This is a genomic window from Bradyrhizobium sp. P2_E8, assembly GCF_056403875.1.
In genome coordinates this window covers 1-4,669 of record NZ_JBFUES010000606.1, presented here as the reverse complement: position 1 = coordinate 4,669, position 4,669 = coordinate 1, and the positions used below count along the sequence as shown (strand labels likewise).

General features: G+C 65.4%; 4 protein-coding genes. 2 read left to right on the top strand and 2 right to left on the bottom strand.

Features of this window, described 5'->3' with window-relative positions; genetic code table 11:
* Positions 1-466: ABC transporter substrate-binding protein (locus tag AC1D00_RS27715; RefSeq protein ID WP_477012840.1), on the bottom strand; the 466-nt coding region annotated here is incomplete at its 3' end.
* Positions 467-654: 188 nt separating this feature from the next.
* Between AC1D00_RS27715 and AC1D00_RS27710 the strand changes: the two genes are divergently transcribed.
* Positions 655-3,444 (top strand): [protein-PII] uridylyltransferase, encoded by a 2,790-nt coding sequence (locus AC1D00_RS27710; RefSeq protein WP_477012839.1) that lies wholly within the window; start codon positions 655-657, stop codon positions 3,442-3,444.
* 159 nt (positions 3,445-3,603) lie between these two features.
* On the opposite strand, the gene AC1D00_RS27705 is transcribed toward AC1D00_RS27710, so the two are convergent.
* Positions 3,604-4,134 carry a methylated-DNA--[protein]-cysteine S-methyltransferase gene (locus AC1D00_RS27705; RefSeq protein ID WP_135175060.1) on the bottom strand — a complete coding sequence of 177 codons (531 nt, stop codon included), beginning with the start codon at positions 4,132-4,134 and terminating at the stop codon, positions 3,604-3,606.
* A gap of 38 nt (positions 4,135-4,172) precedes the next feature.
* Here AC1D00_RS27705 and AC1D00_RS27700 point away from each other — a divergent pair, with 38 nt between their 5' ends.
* Positions 4,173-4,586: a DUF1304 domain-containing protein gene (locus tag AC1D00_RS27700; protein ID WP_477012838.1), complete on the top strand. Its 414-nt coding sequence runs from the start codon at positions 4,173-4,175 to the stop codon at positions 4,584-4,586.
* The last annotated feature ends 83 nt before the right edge of the window (positions 4,587-4,669 follow it).

Genomic DNA, 4,669 nt, shown 5'->3' with positions numbered 1-4,669 from the left:
GGCCGGCACCAAGCAGCGCGCGCACCAAGAAGATGTGCGGATCGGTGCCGCGCGTCACCGCGACGCGCTTGCCCTTGAGATCCGCAACGCTTGCGATCTTGGACTCCTTGCCCGTCACCAGCGCGGTCCATTCGGGACGCGAATAGACGTAGATCGACTTGATCGGGTTGCCGTTGATCTTCGCCACCAACGCCGCCGAGCCCGCGGTCGAGCCGAAATCAATCGAGCCGGCATTGAGGAATTCGAGCGCCTTGTTGGAGCCGGCCGACTGCACCCAGGTGATGGTGATGCCGTCCTTGGCGAACTCCTTCTCCAGGAGCCCCTTCTGCTTCAGGACCAGCGACACCGGGTTGTAGGTCGCCCAGTCGATGCGGATTTCCTTGAGCGGATCGGCCGCCAGCGCGGCGGGGGTCATGGCGAGCGCCATTGCTCCCGCCAACAGAATGCGTCGTGTCACCTTGGTCATGCYCGGCCTCCTCAAAAACTTCATTGTTTTTCAATGAGTTATATCTAGAGGTCAACGAGAAAATCCCACCCTTGAAGGCGGGTCGCCCGAGAACAACTTTGCCCGATGCCGGGCTTTTCAAGCATGGAACGACTATTGCCAGCGAATGGCGGGTGACAGCGCCTGTCACCTCTTATATCCGATGAGGCATGGACAGCGTCGCGACACAGCACAAGCAAGAGGTGGACGATCGCTTCGACACCGCGCGGATCACCGCCGCGGTCGATGCGCTTGCCGAAAAGCACAACGGACGCGAGGACGCGTTCCGCACCGCCATGGCGCAACTGCTCAAGGCCGAGCTAATCGCGTCGCGCGCCGCCGCACAGGCGATCCTGCTGAAGGACCGCCATGGCCGTCGCTGCGCCGAGCGGCTGTGCCATGTGCAGGACGAGATCATCCGCATCCTGTATTCGGCGGCGACCCGCCATCTCTACCGCTCGCCGATCCCGAGCGGCGCCGAGCGCATGGCGGTGGTGGCGACCGGCGGCTATGGCCGCGGCCTGATGGCGCCGGAATCGGACATCGATCTGCTCTTCATCCTGCCCTACAAGCAGACGGCCTGGGGCGAGCAGGTCGCCGAGGCGATCCTCTATTGCCTCTGGGACATGGGGCTGAAGGTCGGACACGCCACGCGCTCGGTCGACGAATCGATCCGGCAGGCGCGCGGCGACATGACGATCCGCACCGCGATCCTGGAGACGCGCTTCCTGACCGGCGACCAGCCGCTCTATGACGAGCTGGTCGAACGCTTCGACAAGGAAGTGGTGCAGGGCACGGCGTCCGAATTCGTCACCGCAAAGCTCGCCGAGCGCGAGGAGCGGCACCGCCGCGGCGGCCAGTCGCGCTACCTGGTCGAACCCAACGTCAAGGACGGCAAGGGCGCCTTGCGCGACCTGCACACGCTGTTCTGGATCGCCAAATACGTCTACCGCGTCCGCGACACCGACGAGCTGGTCGAGCGCGGCGTGTTCGACGCGCAGGAATATCGCAGCTTCCGCCGCTGCGCCGATTTCCTCTGGTCGGTGCGCTGCAATCTGCATTTCTACTGCGGCCGTGCCGAGGAGCGCCTCTCCTTCGACCTCCAGCGCGAGATCGCGATCCGGCTTGGCTACACCTCGCATCCCGGCATGCAGGACGTCGAGCGGTTCATGAAGCACTACTTCCTGGTCGCCAAGGAAGTCGGCAACCTCACCGCCATTCTCTGCGCCAAGCTCGAGGACCAGCAGGCCAAGCCTGCGCCGGTCTTGAGCCGGATGATGGCGCGGCTGCGCCCGACCCCGGTCAAGCGACGCGTCCCCGACAGCGACGACTTCATCGTCGACAACAACCGCATCAACGTCGCCGCGCCCGACGTCTTCAAGCACGATCCGGTCAACCTGATCCGCATCTTCCGCCTGGCGCAGAAGAACAACCTCGCCTTCCATCCCGACGCGATGCGCGACGTGACGCGCTCGCTCGGCCTGATCAACGCCCAGCTTCGCGAGAACCCCGAAGCTAACCGCCTGTTCATGGAGATCTTGACCTCCGACAACGCGGAGATCGTGCTGCGGCGCATGAACGAGACCGGCRTGCTCGGCCATTTCATCCGCGCCTTCGGCAAGATCGTCTCGATGATGCAGTTCAACATGTATCATCACTACACCGTCGACGAACATCTGATCCGCTGCATCGGCTTCCTCCAGGACATCGAGCGCGGCGGCATCGAGGAGTTCGCGCTGGCGAGCGACCTGATGCGCAAGTCCCGGCCCGAGCACCGCTCCGTGATCTACATCGCCACGCTCTTGCACGACGTCGCCAAGGGCCGGCCGGAGGATCACTCGATCGCCGGCGCCAAGGTGGCGCGACGGCTGTGCCCGCGGCTCGGCTTCAGCGCGGCCGACACCGAGCTCGTGGCCTGGCTGATCGAGGAGCATCTGACCATGTCCACGGTCGCGCAGTCGCGCGACCTGTCGGACCGCAAGACCATCGAGAATTTCGCGGCCGTGGTGCAGTCGGTCGAGCAGATGAAGCTGCTGACGATCCTGACCACCGCCGACATCCGCGGCGTCGGCCCGGGCGTGTGGAACGGCTGGAAGGCGCAGCTGTTGCGCTCGCTTTATTACGAAACCGAGCCGGTGCTGACCGGCGGCTTCTCGGAGGTCGATCGGGGAAAACGCCTCGTGGCCGCACATGCCGAATTCCGCATGGCCTTCGCCGAATGGCCGGCGGACGAGCTCGATGCCTATATCGCCCGGCACTATCCGGCCTATTGGCTCAAGGTCGAGCTGCCGCGCAAGATCCGCCACGCCCGCTTCGTCCGCTCCAGCGAGCAGGCCGGCCACAAGCTCGCGATCAATGTCGGCTTCGRCGAGGTGCGCGGCGTCACCGAGCTGACCATCTTCGCCGCCGACCATCCCTGGCTGCTGTCGATCATCGCGGGCGCCTGCGCCTCCGCCGGCGCCAACATCGTCGACGCCCAGATCTACACCACGACCGACGGCCGCGCGCTCGACACGATCTCGATCTCCCGGGAATACGACCGCGACGAGGACGAGGGACGGCGCGCCACCCGGATCGGCGAGATGATCGAGGACGTGCTCGAAGGCAAGCTGCGCCTGCCCGAGGTGGTGGCGCGGCGCACCGTGCGCAGCAAGGCGCGGCCCTTCGTGATCGAGCCGGAAGTGACCATCAACAACCAGTGGTCCGACCGCTACACCGTGATCGAGGTGTCCGGCCTCGACCGGCCCGGCCTGCTCTACGAGCTGACCACCGCGATCTCGAAGCTCAACCTCAACATCGCCTCCGCCCACGTCGCGACCTTCGGCGAGCGCGCGCGCGACGTATTCTACGTCACCGACCTGCTCGGCGCGCAGATCAACGCGCCGACCCGCCAGTCCGCGATCAAGAGCGCGCTGACCCATGTGATGGCCGGCGACAAGGCGGTTCAGCCGGCTGCGTGAGGTCGGTCGCGCGCCCCTCTCTCCCCTCGTCATTCCGGGGCGCGCGTAGCGCGAACCCGGAATCCATTCATCCGCGAAGTTGGTGGCGCGATGGATTCCGGGCTCGCCGCTGCGCGGCGCCCCGGAATGACGAGGAGAGAGGTTGCGCGCGCTACGCCTTCAAACCTCCACCCCCTCATGCCGCAGCAGCCAGCGCTTGCGCTCCAGACCGCCGCCATACTTCACCAGCGAGCCGTTGGCGCCGATCAGGCGATGACAGGGCAGCACCACGCTGATCGGGTTGGAGCCGTTGGCATGGCCGACGGCGCGAATGGCCTTGGGCGTGTCGATCTTCGCGGCGAGCGTGCCGTAACTCATCGTGGTGCCGGCGGGGATCTTGGCAAGCGCGGTCCAGACCTTTTGCTGGAACGGTGTGCCGGCGATGCGCCATGCGATGGCCGAAAGCCTTCCGAGATCGCCGGCGAAGTAATCCGACAGCGCGGCCTTCATCGCTGCCGGCGCGGAGCGCTCGCTCAGATCCACCGCGCCGTAATGCAGGCGCAGCAGCTCGCGCATGCGGTGCTCGTAGTCGTCCCAGTCGAGCGCGCGCAGGGCGCCCTCGTCGTCGGTGACGAGCAGAGCGGTTCCGATCGGCGTCGCCAGACGATCGAGGCCGAAACTCTCGGGCGGAGATGCTGATCGACCGGCCATTGCCACACCATCAATTCGGAACAGGCATCGCAATTGCCATGCCGGACGTGCTACCGTCCACCCGAAAGCTGACGCTGGGGGAGCTCAACTTGAATCTGATCGCCAATATCCTGGTGGTGCTGGTCGCCGCGCTGCACGCCTACTTCCTGATCCTGGAGATGTTCCTCTGGGACAAGCCGCAGGGCTTGAAGGTCTTTCGCAATACGCCGGAGAAGGCCGCGATCACGAAGGTGATGGCTGCCAATCAGGGCCTCTATAACGGCTTCCTCGCCGCCGGCCTGATCTGGGGCTTGCTTCACGGCAACCCGGCCTTCGCATTCCAGATCAAGGCATTCTTCCTGCTCTGCGTAATCGTGGCCGGCGCCTATGGCGCGGCAACCGTCAGCACGCGCATCCTGATCGTGCAGGCGCTGCCGGCGGCCATCGCGCTGGTGGCATTGTTCCTGGTCTGAGACTGCTGGTTAATTTCCTTGGCCTGAGACGCTACGGCGCAGCGCCGCGATCCTTGCGCGACGGCGAACGTTCCTCCACACTC

Coding starts and splice junctions, on each gene's coding strand:
- AC1D00_RS27705 (WP_135175060.1), bottom strand. CDS start 4,134: ATGGCCGGTCGATCAGCATCTCCGCCCGAGAGTTTCGGCCTCGATCGT.
- AC1D00_RS27700 (WP_477012838.1), top strand. CDS start 4,173: ATGCCGGACGTGCTACCGTCCACCCGAAAGCTGACGCTGGGGGAGCTC.